The sequence below is a fragment of the Citrobacter sp. wls757 genome, assembly GCF_005280935.1.
GTDB lineage: Bacteria > Pseudomonadota > Gammaproteobacteria > Enterobacterales > Enterobacteriaceae > Citrobacter > Citrobacter portucalensis.
Map to the genome: position 1 here is coordinate 237,684 of NZ_SZWU01000015.1, position 393 is coordinate 238,076.

Below are 393 nucleotides of genomic sequence, written 5' to 3' on the forward strand. Positions count from 1 at the left end.
TAAAGGTCGGCGTTCCCTTCAGCAGGCAGCTGTCGTCGCTCCATTTGCAGTCTTCCATATCGAACGAAGCGAATGCCTGCGGGGCGGCGGTCAGCAATGTGCAAAGGGCAAAGGCAAGGGGTGTCTTCCTGACCATAGTCTTATTTCCTGTCTTTTTAGTGTGATACCGCTTTTATAATCAGGGTGATTCCCTCAACGGCAATGACTTCAACCTGCGTTCCGGCGCTCAAATCGTCACGGGCGCTAACGGGCCAGGAACTGTCGCCGACGCGCATATGTCCGCGACCATTGACCAGGTTAGTTTCCAGAGTAAATCGACGGCCAACTAACTGTTGTCCACGTTGGTTAAGATGGCTGTCGGCTGGCTGCTGCTCCTGAACGCGCCTTGCCAGC

General features: G+C 54.7%; 1 protein-coding gene. It reads right to left on the bottom strand.

The window, feature by feature from the left end; all coding sequences use genetic code 11:
• Positions 1-155: 155 nt before the first annotated feature.
• Positions 156-393, bottom strand: a 238-nt coding sequence (locus tag FDW94_RS23790) for an NfeD family protein (RefSeq protein ID WP_249358265.1), incomplete at its 5' end; no start/stop codon positions are given.